5 protein-coding genes are annotated in these 17,120 nt (G+C 70.2%); 2 read left to right on the plus strand and 3 right to left on the minus strand.

The window, feature by feature from the left end:
* The first annotated feature begins 329 nt into the window (after nucleotides 1–329).
* On the plus strand, nucleotides 330–13,856 hold the full coding sequence (locus tag HQ325_RS21720) for an amino acid adenylation domain-containing protein (RefSeq protein ID WP_222632379.1): 13,527 nt from the start codon (nucleotides 330–332) through the stop codon (nucleotides 13,854–13,856).
* 78 nt (nucleotides 13,857–13,934) lie between these two features.
* Here HQ325_RS21720 and HQ325_RS21725 read toward each other — a convergent pair whose 3' ends face one another.
* Nucleotides 13,935–14,279: an RNA polymerase-binding protein RbpA gene (locus HQ325_RS21725; RefSeq protein WP_027505388.1), complete on the minus strand. Its 345-nt coding sequence runs from the start codon at nucleotides 14,277–14,279 to the stop codon at nucleotides 13,935–13,937.
* 142 nt (nucleotides 14,280–14,421) lie between these two features.
* On the opposite strand from HQ325_RS21725, the gene HQ325_RS21730 reads away from it, so the two are divergent.
* A complete protein-coding gene (locus tag HQ325_RS21730; RefSeq protein ID WP_222632381.1) occupies nucleotides 14,422–14,790 on the plus strand; it encodes a hypothetical protein in 369 nt (122 codons plus the stop codon).
* Between the two features lie 6 nt (nucleotides 14,791–14,796).
* On the opposite strand, the gene HQ325_RS21735 is transcribed toward HQ325_RS21730, so the two are convergent.
* Nucleotides 14,797–15,663: an oxygenase MpaB family protein gene (locus tag HQ325_RS21735; protein WP_222632383.1), complete on the minus strand. Its 867-nt coding sequence runs from the start codon at nucleotides 15,661–15,663 to the stop codon at nucleotides 14,797–14,799.
* Nucleotides 15,660–17,108: an aldehyde dehydrogenase family protein gene (locus HQ325_RS21740; RefSeq protein WP_222632384.1), complete on the minus strand. Its 1,449-nt coding sequence runs from the start codon at nucleotides 17,106–17,108 to the stop codon at nucleotides 15,660–15,662. The genes HQ325_RS21735 and HQ325_RS21740 overlap by 4 nt, the downstream gene beginning before the upstream one ends.
* Nucleotides 17,109–17,120: the final 12 nt, after the last annotated feature.

Below are 17,120 nucleotides of genomic sequence, written 5' to 3' on the forward strand. Positions count from 1 at the left end.
CGGCTCCGCGTCCGCTGGTCGGGGCGGTCTTTCCGCACTTTTCGTGATCTGTCACCGCGATGGACGTAACGTTTCGGGTCCGCAAACCGAGAAGTTGGTAAGTCTCACCCATCCACGGCGGGTGGTTGAGCGAATGCCACATACAGCTTAGTACAGAGTGCGACCACGGTCGGGGACACCGGAAGTCACACACAGCACATAGACGTGCGGCCTGATCGGCCGCGGCGTCGATGCTCTCTGCGTCCGTTCGGTGGAAGTGTGCGTCGTCTCGCACAGCCCGGGGAGCAGGACCGCTCCTCGGCCACGGGACCGACGAGGAGGAGCGAACGATGACGACGTCGGACAGCGCACCGAGAACCACCGAACCGGCCGACACGGCACCTACCGTGAACCGGACAGCGGCCGATCCCTTCCCGCTCTCCCCGGCGCAGGCCAGCCTGTGGTTCGCCCAGAAGCTCGCTCCCGAGGTTCCCCTCACCGTCGCGCAGTACGTCGACGTGCAGGGTGACCTCGACATCGACCTGCTCGAGCGCGTGGGTGCCCGCGCGGCCGCGGAACTCCAGTCCGGCGAGATCAGGCTCGTGGAGATCGACGGTCAGCCGTATCAGGTCGTCGATCCGGCAGCCACCGTACGCACCACTCGGCTCGACGTCCGGTCCGAGGCGGACCCGATCGCCGCGGCCCTGGACTGGATGCAGAAGGAGATGCGCTCCCCGGTCGATCTGGACCGCGATCCGCTGACCGTCAACGTCGTCTTCCGCGTCGAGGACCACCGCTACTTCTGGTACACCCGCATGCACCACATCGCCGGTGACGGATACGGCGCCGTCACCGCCATGAAGCGCGTCGCCGAGCTGTACACCAACGAACAGGCCGGCGTTCCCACCCCGGACAGCAAGGCCGGCGACCTGGCCACGCTGTACGCGGCAGAACGCGCGTACCGCACCTCCACCAGGTTCGAGACCGACCGCGCCTTCTGGCAGGACACGCTCGAGGGTCTGCCGGACACCTTCTCCCTCGCCGATCGCACCGCCCCGGCCGCGCCGAGTCGCCTCCGACTGAACGGTGTCACCGACGAGACCGTCGGCGACATGCTCACTTCCGCGGAGGAGCGATTCGACGCCAGTGCCGCCGCCGTCGTGGCCGCGTCCTTCGCCGCCTACCTGCACCGGGTCACCGGGCGCGCCGACGTCGTCATGAGTCTGCCGGTGTCCGTCCGCACCACCGCGGCGCTGCGCCGCTCGGGCGGCATGGTGTCCAACGTCGTACCGATCCGCGTGCACATCTCGCCCGACATGAACATCGGCGACCTGGTGTCGTCGGTGACCCTCGAGATCACTGGTGCGCTGCGCCACCAGAAATACCGCCACGAGGACATCCGCCGCGACCACGGCAGCTCGACCATGCACCGCGGGTTCTTCGGACCCATGGTGAACATCATGCTGTTCGACTGGACCGTCGGTCTGGGCGATCTGGTGGGCCGGCTGCACCTGCTCTCCAGCGGTCCCATCGAGGACTTCACCTTCAACGTCTACAACAGCGGCGGCAACTCGCTGAACATCGACTTCGAGGGCAACCCGTCGCTGTACGACGAGGACACCCTCGCCGCCCATCATCGGCGGTTCCTCGCCTTCTTCGAGAACTTCCTGGGACGCGGGGCACGAACTCGCGTCTCCGGTCTCGACGTCGTGCTGCCCGACGAGTACGACCGTGTGGTCACCGAGTTCAACGACACAGCCGTGAGCGTTCCGCGGACCACGCTGCCCGCGCTGTTCGACGCACAGGTGCGGCGCACCCCGGACGCGACGGCCCTGGAGTTCGCCGGCACCGCACTGACGTACGCGGAACTCGATCGTCGCTCGTCCCGCCTGGCGCGGGCGTTGATCGCCCGCGGCGTCGGACCCGACATGCTCGTGGGCCTGGCCATGCAGCGCTCGCTCGACCTCGTCGTCGCGATGTACGCGATCGAGAAGGCCGGCGGCGCCTACGTACCGCTCGACCCCGATCATCCCGCCGAGCGTCTCGGCCACGTCCTCGACACCGCCCGGCCCGCATGCGTGCTGACGGTGTCCACGCAGGGTGTCGTCCTGCCCGACACCGCTGCGCGCGTCGACGTCGACATGCTCGATCTCGCCGGCCTCGCCGACACACCGGTCGGCGACAGTGAGCGCACGGCGACTCTGCGACCCGATTCGCTGGCGTACGTGATCTTCACGTCGGGTTCCACGGGCCGCCCCAAGGGTGTCGGGGTGTCGCACCAGGCGATCGTCAACCGACTGCTGTGGATGCAGAACGAGTACTACCTCGGCGCCGACGACGCCGTGCTGCAGAAGACTCCGGCGACGTTCGACGTCTCGGTGTGGGAGTTCTTCTGGCCGCTCCAGGTCGGCGCCCGCCTGGTGATCGCGGAGCCCGACGGGCATCGCGATCCGCGCTACCTCGCCTCGATCATCGCCGGATCACGCGTCACCACGGCACATTTCGTACCCTCGATGCTCGGCGCCTTCGTCGCTGAACTGCGCGCGTCCGACGCCCGGCTCGGTGACCTGCGTCAGGTGTTCTGCAGCGGTGAGGCACTGACCGCGGAGACGGCATCGGCATTCCGCTCGCTCACCGGGTCCGCGCTGCACAACCTCTACGGACCGACCGAGGCCGCAGTCGACGTCACCTACTGGGAGGTGACCGACGCCGACGCCGTCACGGTGCCGATCGGACGGCCGGTGTGGAACACCGCGTTGCAGATCCTCGACGCCCGGCTCGAGCCGGTTCCGGTGGGAACGGCGGGCGAGCTCTACCTCGCGGGCGACCAGCTCGCCCGTGGCTACGTCGGTCGGCCCGATCTGAGCGCCGACCGGTTCGTCGCCGACCCGCTGTCGGCGCACGGCACCCGCATGTACCGCACCGGCGACCTGGCGCGTTGGCGGGCCGACGGCGCCGTCGAGTACCTGGGCCGCACCGACTTCCAGGTCAAGATCCGCGGACTGCGGATCGAGCTCGGCGACGTCGAGGCGGCTCTGGTCGCGCATCCCGCCGTGCACCACGCGGTGGCCGTGGCCCACGTCGACGAGCGCGGCGAGACCACGCTCGTCGCGTACGTCGCACCCGAGCCCGGCACCGACGCGGCGAGCATCGAGGTCCGCGCTGTCGCCGCGACCGTCGCCGACCGCCTCCCGTCCTACATGGTGCCGTCGCTGGTGATCGTTCTCGACGCACTTCCGTTGAGCGCCAACGGCAAGGTCGACCGCAAGGCACTGCCGGAACCGGTGCGCCGCCGGGCCGACGTGCCCTCGGTCCCACCGCGCACAGAGGTCGAGCGACGCATCGCCGAGACCATCGCCGACGTGCTGGACGTCCCCGTTCCCGGTGTCCACGACAGCTTCTTCGAGATCGGCGGCAACTCGCTGCTGGCCACGCGCGTGGTCTCGCGCATCAGCGCCGAGCTCGGTGCCGACGTGGGCATCAAGGACCTCTTCGAGGCGCCGACCGTGGCACGTCTGGCGGATCGCGTCGCCTATGCGCCCGTGGTCACCACCGGGCCGCCGCTGGTCGCAGGACCTCGCCCGGATCGCATTCCCCTCTCGCTCGCCCAACAGCGACTGTGGTTCCTGAACCGGTTCGACTCGGCGTCCCCGGCGTACAACATGCCGTTCGCCATCACGTTGCACGGCGACCTCGACGCGGACGCTCTGAGTGTCGCGCTCGCCGACGTCCTGGAGCGCCACGAGACGCTGCGCACCGTGTATCCCGACTCCGCCGACGGTCCGCACCAGGTGGTGCAGGACCCCGCGCACCACGACCTCGCGCCGATCGACACCGACGACTCGGCGCTGGCCGACACCGTGCGGGAGTTCGCGTCTCACGGATTCGACGTCACGCGGGAGCACCCGGTCCGTGTCCGCCTGTTCCGCACCTCGCCGACGTCGCACACGCTGGCCGTGGTGCTGCACCACATCGCGTCGGACGGGTTCTCCTTCGGCCCCCTCGCGACCGATGTCATGACCGCCTACGCTGCGCGGACGCAGGGGAGTGCGCCGCTGTGGGCACCGCTCGACGTGCAGTACGCGGACTTCACGCTCTGGCAGCACGCCGCACTCGGAGACGAGAACGATCCGACCTCGATCCTACGCAGTCAGATCGACTACTGGACCGCGCGGTTGGACGGCCTGCCCGACACGCTCGAGCTGCCGACGGATCGCCCCCGTCCCGCTGCACCGTCGCACCGCGGCGGCGCCCACGACTTCCACATCGACGCCGATCTGCACCAACAGCTCCTCGTGCTCGCATCGGACACCTCGGCCAGCCTGTTCATGGTGTTGCACGCGGCACTGTCCGCGCTGCTGGGACGGCTCGCGGACTCGGACGACGTCGCGATCGGGTCGCCCATCGCCGGTCGCGGCCACCGCGCGCTCGACGGACTCGTCGGCATGTTCGTCAACACACTGGTGCTGCGGTCGACGCCCGCGCCGCACGTCCCGTTCACCGACCTCCTCCGCGAGGTACGCGATCACGACCTCGAGGCGTTCGCCCGCGCGGACGTCCCGTTCGAGCGTGTCGTCGACGCGGTGGCACCGGAACGCTCGACGTCGCGCCACCCGCTGTTCCAGGTCGTTCTCTCCTTCGAGAACCTCGCGCCGGTCCGCGTCGAGATGGCCGGACTGGATGTCGAGGTCGCCGAGATCGACTCCGGCACCGCCAAGTTCGACCTCACACTGCAGCTCTCGGAGCGCACCACGGTCGACGGTCGGCCCGACGCGGTCGATGCGCGCCTGGGCTACGCCCGCGATCTGTTCGACGACGCGACAGCAGCGACGATGGCGCAGCGACTGGTGTCCGTCATGCGATCGGTCGCGGCGGATCCCACCCGAGCGATCGGCGACATCGACCTGTCCACGTCCACCGACGCTCCTGCCGTCCTCGTGGGCGCGGCAGCCGGGCCCACCTCGTCGCTCGCCGACATCCTCGTCTCGGCCGCGCGGCGCGATCCGTCCGCCACCGCCGTCGTCACGGCGGACGGCTGCGTCACGTACGGCGAACTCGACGACGCGTCGGACCTGCTGGCGCACGCGTTGATCGCCGAGGGAGTCGGCCCGGAATCGATCGTGCCCGTGTGCCTCGAGCGCTCGATCGACTCGATCGTCGCGACCTGGGCCGTGACGAAGACCGGCGCCGCCTTCCTCCCGGTGGATCCGCGCTACCCGGCGGACCGCATCGAGCGCATGGTCACCGACGTCGCCGCGTCCCTCGGCATCGCTGCCGCGGGAGCCGCACTGCCCGTTGCGGTCCGGTGGGTCACCGTCGATCACCGATCCGACGAGTCCTCGGCGGCACTGCCCGTACGGGTGCGCCCGGAGAACCCGGCCTACCTCATCTTCACGTCCGGATCCACGGGCACCCCCAAGGCGGTCGTGGTGCCGCACCGCGGCCTCGCCGACTTCGCCCGCGAGCAGGTGGCGACCTACCGAGTCGGACCGCTATCGCGCACACTGCATTTCGCCTCGCCGAGTTTCGACGCCTCGATCCTGGAACTGCTCATGGGATTCGCCGCGGGCGCGACCGTCGTGGTCGCCGGTACCGACGTCTACGGCGGCGACCGCCTCACCGCACTGCTGCGTGATCAGCGGGTGACCCACGCCTTCGTCACCCCTGCTGCTCTCGAGACGGTGGACCCTGCGGACCTCGACGCTCTCACCTTCGTCGGGGTCGGCGGCGACGTCTGCAGTCCCGCCCTCGTCGGACGGTGGGCGCCCGGCCGCCGCATGCTCAACCTGTACGGGCCGTCCGAGGCCACCGTCGTCGCGACCCTGACACCGCCGATGGCGCCAGGCTCGCCCGTCACCATCGGCGCCCCGCGCCGCGGTGTCGACGTGCGGGTGCTCGATCGTCGTCTGCGCCCGGTGGTCCCCGGAGTTCCCGGCGAGCTCTACCTGTCCGGGCCGGCGCTGGCCCGCGGGTACCTCGGGCGCCTGCCGCTGACCGCGACCCGCTTCGTCGCCGATCCGTTCGGCACGCCGGGTGACCGTATGTACCGCACCGGCGACGTCGTCGCCGCCGTGACCACCACCGCGGGAACCGAACTGGTGTTCCGCGGCCGAGCCGACGACCAGGTCAAGGTGCGGGGTCACCGCATCGAACTCGCCGAGATCGACGCGGTGCTCCAGCGTCATCCGTCGGTCACGTTCTCCGTCACGAGCGTGCAGAACGCGGGCCGGGCCGACGCCCGCCTGGTCTCGCACCTCACGCTCGCGCCGGGCACCGCCGGAACCGAGCCGGTGCTCGAGCACGCCCGCCGCACCCTGCCCGGGTACATGGTGCCGTCCGCGGTGGTCGTGCTCGACGAGGTGCCCCTCACCCCGTCGGGCAAGCTCGATCGCCGTGCGCTGCCGATGCCCACACCGGAGACGGCGGAGACGGCGTACCGCGAGCCCCGCACCGAGACCGAGTGGACCGTCGCCCGCGTGTTCGCGGACGTCCTGACGGTGCCCCGGGTCGGTCTGGACGACAGCTTCTTCGACGCCGGTGGCAACTCGTTGATGGCTACCCGTGTCACGAGTGCGATCGGCGCCGCGCTGAGCCGTGAGGTGGAGGTGCGCACTCTCTTCGAGGCCCCGACCGTCGAGGCGCTCGCGGCTCACCTCGACGCCGACAGCGCTGCGGCATCGCGGATCCCGCTCGTCGCGATCCCGGCGGCGAGCCGTCCGGACCGGATTCCGCTGTCGTCACCGCAGCAACGGCTGTGGTTCCTCAACCGCTTCGACCCGACCTCCGACGCCTACAACATCTCGTTCTCGGTGCACCTGGACGGCGTCCTCGACACCCCCGCGATGGCACTGGCGTTGGCCGATGTGGTGGAACGGCACGAGAGCCTGCGGACCGTGTTTCCCGAGAGCGATCACGGACCGCACCAGGTCGTCGCACCGGCAGCACCCGCACCGCTCACGACGACAGTCGTGGACCGCGGCGACGTCGCGGACGCGCTGACCCGGTTCGCCCGTCGCGGGTTCGATCTCACGGTCGAGACCCCGCTGCGCACCACTCTTCTGTCGATCTCCGAGACGGAGCACGTGCTCGGTCTCGTCGTGCACCACATCGCCGCGGACGGGTGGTCCCTCGGACCGCTGACCCGCGACGTCATGGTCGCCTATGCGGCCCGTACCCGCGGAGCTGCCCCGCAGTGGACCCCACTTCCGGTGCAGTACAGCGACTTCACGCTGTGGCAGCGAGCCGTGCTCGGAGACGAGGCCGACCCGGAGAGCCGGGCACACCGCGAACTCTCCTTCTGGACCGACACTCTCGCCGACCTTCCGGACGAGTGCACCCTGCCCGGCGATCGCGTCCGCCCGGCGGCGCCGTCTCACCGGGCCGGCGTCCACGAATTCGCCGTCGATCCGGCCGTGATGACCGCACTGTCGGCCGTCGCCGAGCGCCGGGGCGGCACCACGTTCATGGCGATGCACGCCGCACTCGCGGTCACACTCGCTCGGCTCGCCGACACTCGGGACGTGGTGATCGGCACCCCGATCGCCGGCCGACGCGATCGCGCGCTGGACGAGCTGGTCGGCATGTTCGTCGGCACCCTGGTCCTGCGCTCCGACGTGGCGCCGTCCGACACCTTCGCCGACCTTCTCGGCCGGGTCCGCAGCACCGATCTCGACGCGTTCGCCCACGCGGACCTGCCGTTCGAGCGTCTGGTCGACGCTCTGTCGCCGTCGCGGACGGCCGGTCGGCACCCGCTCGTGCAGGTCGTGCTGGCCTTCCAGTCCGACGGTGTCACCAGCGGCGAACTCGACGGTCTCACCGTCACCGCGTCGGAGATCGACCTGCAGCGCAGCAAGTTCGACGTCGAGCTCGCCGTCACGGAGAGCACCGACGCCGACGGCGAGCGGTCGTGGCGGTTCCGCGTCACCTACACGCGCGATCTCTACGACGAGCGCACCATCGCCGCCTTCGCGGACCGTGTCAGCGCCGTGCTCACCACGGTGGCCCGAGACCCGTCGGTGACCGTGGGCGACATCGATCTCCTGTCCCATCAGGAGTCCCGCGAGCTGACGACACGGGCCGGCGAGCGTCCCGACGCACCGGTACTGCTGCCCGACCTGTGGGCCGCCGTCGCGCGGGAGAACGCGAACACCACTGCGCTGGTGCATGATCCGTCCCACGGCGTCGACGTCACGGCTCGATTGTCGCGCACGTACGCCGAGCTCGATGCCGACGCCACTCGTCTCGCTCGGGTCCTCCTCGAACGCGGAGCCGGACCCGAGCGTGTCGTCGCCCTGGCGCTCACCCGGTCGGCGGAGTCCGTCGCTGCGATGATCGCCGTGGCGATGACAGGCGCGGCCTGGGTCCCCGTCGATCCGCGCTACCCGGCGGACCGCATCGACCACATGCTCACCGACAGCGGGGCCGACCTCGGTGTCTGCACCGCGGCCGACCGCCCGGCGGCAGGACGGGACGTCGACTGGATCGTGCTCGACGACCCGGCCACCGTCGCCGACATCGCGACCCGGTCGACGGAACCCGTCACGGACCGTGACCGGACGTCCACGCTGCGGGTCGACCATCCGGCCTACGTCATCTACACCTCCGGATCGACGGGACTGCCCAAGGGCGTCGCCGTGACGCACTCGGGACTCTCCTCGTTCGCAGAGGTGCAGCGCACGAGGTTCGGTATCACCGGAACATCGCGGACCCTGCACTTCGCCTCGCCGAGCTTCGACGCGTCGGTGCTCGAGATCCTGATGGCGATGGGCGCCGGCTCCACCGTGGTCGTCGCCCCGAGCGACGTCTACGGCGGCGCGGAACTGGCCGAACTGATCGACCGCGAGTCGGTCTCGCACGCCTTCGTCACCCCGGCCGCGCTCGCGACCGTCGACGTCGCCGCCGGATCACTGCCGAGTCTCACCACCGTGGTGGTGGGCGGCGACACGTGCTCCGCGGACCTGGTGCGGCGCTGGTCGGTCGGACGTTCGCTGTACAACGGGTACGGCCCGACGGAGGCGACCATCGTCGCCGCCATCGCGGAACTGCGTGCCGACGAACCGGTCACCATCGGTACACCCATCGCCGGAGTCCGCGCCGTGGTGCTCGACGCGCGTCTGCGTCCGGTGCCGGTCGGCGTCACGGGTGAGCTGTACCTGTCGGGTGTCGGCGTCGCTCGCGGCTACCTCGACCGCGTGGGACTGACGGCGGGCCGGTTCGTGGCCGATCCGTACGGCACCGCGGGGGAGCGGATGTACCGCACCGGCGATGTCGTGCGGTGGACTGCGGACGGCCGGCTGGACTACGTCGGACGCTCGGACACCCAGGTCAAGATCCGCGGATTCCGCATCGAGCTCGGTGAGATCGACGCCGCACTGACGAGGGACCCGTCCGTCGGCTTCGCGCACACTCTGGTGCACACCGATGCCTCCGGTCGCGCCTCGCTGGCGTCCTACGTCGTCGCCGCCACCGGACACGACATCGATGTCGACGCGGTCACGGGCGGCGTCCGCTCCGTCCTGCCCGGCCACATGGTGCCGGCATCGATGACGGTTCTCGAGCGCATCCCTCTCACTCCTGTCGGCAAGCTGGACGTGCGGGCGCTTCCCGCCCCCGTCGTCGTGGCCGTCGACCGCACTCACGACGCGCCGGCCTCCGAGACCGAGCGGACCGTCGCCGAGATCGTCGCGGCAGTGCTGGACCTCGACGTCGAGGTCGGACGCGACGACAGCTTCTTCGCACTCGGTGGCAACTCCCTGCTGGCCACACAGGTCGCGTCCCGCCTGGGTTCCACTCGCGGCGTTCGGGTTCCGGTCCGGGCACTCTTCGAGCACCCGACGGTCGCAGCCCTCGCCGCGCACGTCGACGGGCTGGCCGAGTCCGCCGGCCCCGCTCTCGAGGCACGGCCTCGACCCGACCGGATCCCGCTGTCCTCGGCGCAGCAACGCCTGTGGTTCCTCAACAGGTTCGACCGTGCGTCGGGGGCGTACAACGTGCCCTTCGCGGTGCGCCTGACGGGACCGCTCGACATCGCCGCGCTGGAGGCCGCGCTGCGCGACCTCGTCGAACGCCACGAGGTGCTCCGGACCGTGTACCCGGACTCGCCCGAGGGCCCGCACCAGGTGATCCTGCCGGCGCACGAGGTGCCGGTGGTGTTGGAGCCCGTCGTGACCGAGCCCTCCGCGGTGACGGCCGCGGTCGTCACGAGCGCTGCCCGCGGGTTCGACGTGACCACGCAGGCACCGCTGCGGGTGGACCTGCTCGAGGTGACGGCCGGAGAGGAGCACGTCCTCGTGGTCACCCTGCACCACATCGCCGCGGACGGCTGGTCGCTGGCGCCGCTCGCCGCCGACCTGCTCACCGCCTACACCGCGCGGTCCACCGGCACGGCACCCGCGACGGAACCACTGCCGGTGCAGTACGCCGACTACACGCTGTGGCAGCGTGACCGGCTCGGCTCCGAGGACGACCCGTCGAGCCTCGTCTCGACCCAGTTGGCGTACTGGACGGCCGCGTTGACCGGAGCTCCCGACCGTATCGACATCCCCACCGACCGCCCGCGGCCGAGCGTGCCGTCCCACCGCGGCGCGGTGGCCACCATCACGGTGAGTGTCGACACGCACCGCCGGCTGGTCGAGCTCGCACGGCGGGAGAACGCGACGCTGTTCATGGCCGTCCACACCGCCCTCGCCGTCGTGCTCGGTCGACTCGCCGGCCGCTTCGACACGTCCGTCGGTACCGCGATCGCCGGCCGCGGCGATCAGGCGCTGGACGCCCTGGTCGGAATGTTCGTCAACACGCTGGTGCTGCGCACGCGGGTCTCCCCGACCGCGTCGCTGACCGAGGCGTTGCAGCACGTGCGTGCGGTCGATCTGGACGCGTTCGCATACCCCGACGTTCCGTTCGAACGTCTCGTGGACGTGCTGCACCCGCAGCGCAACACGAGCCATCACCCGTTGTTCCAGATCATGTTGTCGTTGCAGGACGACGTTCCGACGACCGCTCGCATGGGCGAGGTGGCCGTCGACGCGGCCGAGGTGGACGTCGCCGTCGCCAAGTTCGACATCCAGTTCACGGTCACCGACCGCCGCACCGACGACCGGGAGCCGGCGGGGCTGACCGTCACCGCCGACTACGCGACAGATCTGTTCGACGCCGCCACCGTGACCACCATGCTCGAACGTCTGGTGGGCGTGTTGAGCGTCCTGGCCACCGAACCCGACCGCAGCGTCGGCAGCGTCGAGATGCTGACCTCGCAGGAGCGAGCCCATCTGGTGCCCGTGCACGGCGGCGAGACCGATCCCGATCCGTCGCTCACCCTGTCCGAGGTGTTTGAGGAGACCGCACGCCGGGTTCCCGACAGCATCGCGGCGGAGTACCTCGGCGCCCACATCACCTACGGCGAACTCGATCGGCGTTCGACCACGGTGGCCCGAGCACTCGTCCGGCGCGGCGTCGGACCGGAATCGCTGGTGGCCCTGGGCCTCACGCGATCCTTCGACTCCCTCGTCGCGGTGCTGGCAGTAGCGAAGGCCGGCGGCGCCTTCGTCCCGGTCGACCCGCACTACCCGGCCGACCGCGTCCGTCACATGCTGACGGACTCGGCGACCACGTGGGGACTGACGACCGCGGAGCACCTGGCGGCCGTGGACGGAGTCTCGTCGACACGGTGGCTCGTGCTCGACGACGCGGACACCCTGGCCGAGCTCGCTCGTACGTCCGATGAACCCCTCACACCCGCAGAGCTTCTCGGACCCACCGGCCTCGTGCACCCCGCGTACGTCATCTACACCTCGGGGTCGACCGGCACACCGAAGGGCGTCGTGGTCACCCACGCCGGCCTGTCGAACTTCGCCGGCGAGCTGCGCGATCGATTCGAGGTCGACGACACGGCGCGCGTGCTGCACTTCGCGACACCGAGTTTCGACGCGGCCGTCATGGATCAGCTGTTCGCGTACGGATCCGGCGCGACACTCGTCGTGTCCCCGCCCGGGGTGTACGGCGGCCGCGAACTGGGCGACCTGCTGGGATCGGAACGCATCACGCACGCCTTCATCACGACCGCGGCATTGTCGACCGCGGACCCGGCGAGCGCGACGTCGTTGCGACACATCCTCGTCGGCGGCGAGGCGTGCCCACCGGAACTGGTGGAGCGCTGGGCTCCGGGACGCTCGCTGTACAACGTGTACGGGCCGACGGAGACGACCATCGTCACGACGATGAGTGCGCCGATGGTGCCCAAGGGTCAGGTCGCGATCGGTGGACCGATCCGCGGTGTCGCGGCGCAGGTACTCGACCGGCAGCTGCAACCGGTGCCGTTCGGCGTCGTCGGCGAGCTGTACCTGGCCGGACCGGAACTCGCTCGCGGATACCTCGGGCGCACCGCGCTGACGTCGTCGCGTTTCGTCGCCGATCCGCACGGCAAGCCGGGTGAGCGCCTCTACCGCACCGGTGATCTGGTGCGCTGGCGCGAATCCGCCGACGGCAGCCCGACTCTGTCCTACGTCGGCCGCACCGACCACCAGGTCAAGATCCGCGGCTTCCGCATCGAACTGGGTGAGGTCGACGCCGCTCTCGACGTGCACGACGGCGTGGACTTCGCGACCACGATGGGCCACGTCCGGCCGTCCGGGGACACCGTGCTGGTGTCCTACGTGCTGCCGCACCGGGAGTCGTCGATCGACACGGCGTCACTGCGTCGTCATCTGCAGGAGCGCCTGCCCGGCTACATGGTGCCGCAGTCGATCATGCTGCTCGACGAGCTGCCGTTGACCTCCGTCGGCAAGCTCGATCGGCGGGCGCTGCCCGCTCCGGAGTTCGCCGTCACCGGGGAGCATCGCGACCCGGGCACCGCGACCGAGTTCGCGGTCTGCGCTGTCTACGAGGAGATCCTGGGGGTGACCGGCATCGGACTCGACGACAGCTTCTTCGAGCTCGGCGGCACATCGCTGGTGGGGACGCGCGTGGTGGCCCGACTCGAGGAGACCCTCGCCACGACGGTTCCGATGCAGTGGTTGTTCACCGACTCCACGCCGGGCGCTCTCGCCGCGCGCATCGACGACACCGCGCACCTGTCGGCGGACGAGGTCGCGGCGACGGCCACGGCGTCACTGGACATGCTGCTGCCGCTGCGCCCGCAGGGTTCCGCGTCACCGGTGTTCTGCATCCATCCGGCGTTCGGACTCTCCTGGAGTTACAGCGGTCTGCTCGCCCACCTCGACTCGAATCAACCGGTGTACGGCCTGCAGTCACCCGTCGTCTCGGGACGCACCGAGGAGTTCGACACGATCGAGGAGCTGGCGCGGTACTACGTCCGCGAGATCCGGTCGATCCAGCCGCACGGTCCGTACCACCTGCTGGGCTGGTCGCTCGGCGGCCTCATCGCCCACGCGATGACCGTCGAGCTGCAGCGGGTGGGGGAGCGCGTGGCGACGCTGACCATGCTCGACAGCTACGTGCTCGCCGACGAGTACCTCGAGTCGACGCCGTCGGTACGCGACCTCATCGAGGAGTTCACCGGCCGCGAGTTGCCGGCCGGCGTGGAGCCGACCGTAGCCGAGGCCGCCGCCGCGCTGCAGTCCGAGGGCGGTCCGATGGCGGCGATGACCGTGGACACCCTCGAGCGGCTGTACGCGGGCTACGTCAACGGGACCTCGCTGGCGCACGGGTACTCACCGGGAGTCGTGGACTGCGACGTGCAGTTCTTCACCGCGACCGAGGACGAGGTGAACCGGAACGACGTACGGCGGACGGCCTCGGCGTGGCGTCGACACGTCCGCGGTGCCATCCACGATCACGCGGTGCCGGTCGCACACTCCGCGATGACCGATCCGCAGGCACTCGCGATCATCGGACCGATCGTCGCGCAGCACCTGCGCTGACCTCGGTCGGACCCGAGACAGACCGAAGGCCCCGGAGCAGATGCTCCGGGGCCCTCGGTGACGACAGGGGAGAGGCGGTCAGACTCCGGCGCCGCGACGCTTCGCCTTGAGCAGATCCATCCGCTCCTTGAGCAGCTCTTCGAGCTCCTCCACCGAACGCCGCTCGAGCAGCATGTCCCAGTGGGTGCGCGGGGGCTTGACCTTCTTGGCCTCGGGCGCTGTGCCCTCGATCAGACTGCCCTCGAGACCGTTGCGGCACAGCCAGGTGCCGGGCAGCTCGGCGTCGTCGGCGAAGGGAACGTCGAACTCCTCGCCGTTGTCCGTGCGGTAGCGAGCCATGCGCCGGGGTGCGAGGTCGTGGTCGCGATCGGTCTCGTAGCTCACCGCTCCGAGTCGACTACCTCGTAGAACGCGATCTGCCATGGTGGAGTCCTCTCTCGATCGTGGTACGCATGTCGCGTCCGTTGGATTCAACGCGCGTGGTGCGCGGAACGTTCCCGCACGCGAACGCCCCATTCTAACCGGTGATGCGGCAGGGTCCGCGCACGTCGGTATCGTCGGGTCGATGCGGGGTGAATTCGGGTCGGTGAGCGGTGGGGTCGGTCGGTCCCGCGCACGGCGCCCGAGCACGTGTCTGTGGTGCGGTCGGCCGGTGGTCGAGGGTGCTGCGGGTCGGCGCCGACGGTACTGCCGCCAGTCCTGCCGTCAGCGCGCCTACGAACAGCGGACGTCGCTGAAGGACACCGCCGTCGCGGACGACGCCGTGGTGCTCACGGAGGCCGAGGCCGGTGCCGCCGCCGATCGCGCGTTCGGAGTCCGGTGCGCCGCGGAGGACGTCGCCACGGCCGTCGCGGAGGGCGCCGACGCAGCCGAGCTCGCCGAGCTCTGCGACCGACTGGTCACCCTGGCGAAGGACGCCGAACGACTGCGCTGATCCTGATCAGACACCCAGGTCGCTCGGGTGGTAGCCCTGTGGGTAGCCGGGGTAGGTCCGGTTGCGCGGATCCTGCGCCGACCGCGATGCCGTCCGCTTGGGCAGCAGACGCTCCACGCGGCCTCGGGCCTGCAGCGCCGACTCGAGCGCCGGGCGCACGGCGGGCACCGGGTCGCCGAACCCGAAGGCGCGGGTCATGTCCTGATCGATCATCGACAGCACGGCACCGCGCACCGCCGAGCGGACCGGGCGCGGGTACCACGACGCCAGCAGGTCGCGGGTGTACTCGCCGATGGCCCTGTTGTCGTCGGAGTAGACGAACTGCTCGCGCTCGTACCGCACCTTGAAGGCGTGGAAGTCCGCTGTCGACGCCGGGATGTCCCGGATGCCCATCCGGACCCCGACCTCGCGGTAGAACGCGACGCTCGCGATCCGTTCGTGCGGATGCAGGCGCCGCCACCCGTAGCGGTCGATCCAGTCCAGCGGATCGAACGCGAAGGTGGAGAGCACGTACAGCATGTCGTCGTTCGAGATGTCGTAGCGCGCGTGCATGCGGTTGACCGCACGGAGCGACGCCCGTCCGCGCTCGGAGTCGTACCCGTGTTCCACGAGTTCCGACATGAGCAGCGCGGTGTCGTCGTACCGCTTCTGGGGGCGGTGCTCGAACTCACCTGTCTTGCGGAGCAACGCCGAGATGGTGGGCACGCAATAGGTGCGGAACAACGCGAACTCCAACGCGCGCTGATAGTCCCAGGGGAACTCGCAGCCCGCCGTGATCTTGAGGACGGTGGCCGCGTCCGCCACCGGATCCAGCTCGTCGATCACCCGCACCCACCCGAACCGCCCGAAGCGCGGTCGGGGGAGGGTGGTCATCGCCCGTAGACCTTGGTCAGCAACAGTCGTGCGACCGCGACGTCGCGTCGCTTGCGCGTCATCGTCACCAGGCCCAGCGGGGCGGCGAAGCGCTGCTTCGTCACCGACTTCACCCGGGAGAACTCCCGCAACCCGTCGGCGCCGTGGATCCGTCCGAAGCCCGAGTCGCCGACTCCGCCGAACGGCAGTGCGCCCACCGCCGCGAAACCCAACACGGAGTTGACGGTCACCACGCCGACGCGCAGCCGGTCCGCCGCCCGCTCGGCCGCAGCCTTCGACGCGGTGAAGACCGATGCACCCAGCCCGTACTTCGACGCGTTGGCACGCTCGATGCCCTCGTCGAGATCGCGGACGCGGTTGACCACCACGGTCGGACCGAAGGTCTCCTCGGCGACGGCCGAGCTGTCCTCCGGCACGTCGAGCAGCACGATCGGATCGACGTACGGCGCCCGGACGGATTCGAGTCCGCCGACGACGGCGCGACCACCGCGAGCCAGGGCGTCCTCGACCTGGTCCCGCACGATGTCGACCTGCTTCGGCAACGTCATGCGTCCGTACTGCGCATCGTCCGCGTCGCCGACCCGGAGGCCGCGTACGCGGGAGGTCAGGATGTCGACGAAACGATCGGCGACCTCCTCGACCACGTAGATGCGCTCGACGCCCGCGCAGGTCTGGCCCGCATTGCCCATGGCGCCGAAGGCGGCGAAGGTCGCCGCGGCCTCGAGGTCGGCAGTGGCGTCGACGATGAGTGCGTCCTTGCCGCCGCCCTCGACCACGATCGGCGTCAGCGTCTCCGCGCACACCGCCATGACCTTCTTCGCCGTCGCGGTGGACCCGGTGAACGCGAGCTTGTCCACTCCCGAGCGGCACAGCGACTCGCCGACCCGACCGTCACCAGTGACGGTCTGCAGCACCTGGTGCGGCGCCGCCAGCGACGCCCAGGCGTCGGCCAGCCAGGTACCGGTGCGGGGAGTGAGCTCGCTGGGCTTGAAGACGACGGCGTTGCCGGCGGCCATCGAGTACGCGACCGACCCCATCGGCGTGTAGACCGGATAGTTCCACGGGCCGATCACGCCGATGACACCCATCGGTTGATACCGCACGGAGGCAGCGTGATTGATGCTCACCAGACCCGGGAAGACGGACCGCTCCCGCAGGACACGGCGGGCGTTCTTCGCGGCCCACGTGAGATGTTCCACCGCCAGCATGACCTCGAGCAGGGCGTCGTCCTTCGGCTTACCCGTCTCGTCGCGCACGGTGTCGACGAGCGACGCCGACGTCCGGGCGATCGTGGATCGGAACTCGAGCAGCCACCCCTTGCGATCCGTGAAATCGAGAGCGCCCCACCACAGTGCCGCGTCACGCGCGCGGGCGACGGCCGCGTGCACCTCTCCGTCGGACGGCGTCGGTGCCGCGGTGCGTTCCGGAGAGTGCTGGACGGTCATGTGTGTACCCCT

This window comes from Rhodococcus sp. BP-349 (assembly GCF_019835845.1).
Taxonomy (GTDB): domain Bacteria; phylum Actinomycetota; class Actinomycetes; order Mycobacteriales; family Mycobacteriaceae; genus Rhodococcoides.